This window comes from Saccharothrix sp. ST-888 (genome assembly GCF_000955975.1).
In the GTDB taxonomy this organism is placed as follows: Bacteria; Actinomycetota; Actinomycetes; order Streptomycetales; family Streptomycetaceae; genus Kitasatospora.
Genome location: NZ_JYJF01000512.1, coordinates 1 through 369, shown reverse-complemented (window position 1 = coordinate 369; position 369 = coordinate 1). Strand labels below are relative to the sequence as shown.

Annotated in this window: 1 protein-coding gene; it reads right to left on the bottom strand. The window is 69.6% G+C overall.

What is annotated here, in order from left to right:
- A partial coding sequence (locus tag UK12_RS40470) for a hypothetical protein (protein ID WP_156179126.1) occupies positions 1–247 on the bottom strand: 247 nt, incomplete at its 3' end.
- Between the last annotated feature and the right edge of the window lie 122 nt (positions 248–369).

Here is a 369-nt window from a genome sequence, read left to right as displayed (position 1 = left end):
CGACCGCGGAGGCCGTTCCTTCGGTGGACGTGACAACCGTCCGGCTGGCTTCCACCGCGATGACCGCGGCGGCCGTTCCTTCGGTGACCGTGACCGCAACCGTGACGACCGCGGTGGCCGTTCCTTCGGTGACCGCGACCGCAACCGTGACGACCGCGGTGGCCGGTCCTTCGGCGACCGTGACAACCGCTCCGGTGGCTTCGGCGACCTCGACCGTGCCGACCTCCGCCGCCGTTCCTTCTGTCACCGTTACCACCGTTCTCGTGGCTTCAACCGCGATCACCGCGGCAGCCTTTCCTTCGGTGACCGCGACCGCAACCGTGACGACCGCGGTGGCCGTTCCTTCGGCGACCGTGACAACCGCTCGGG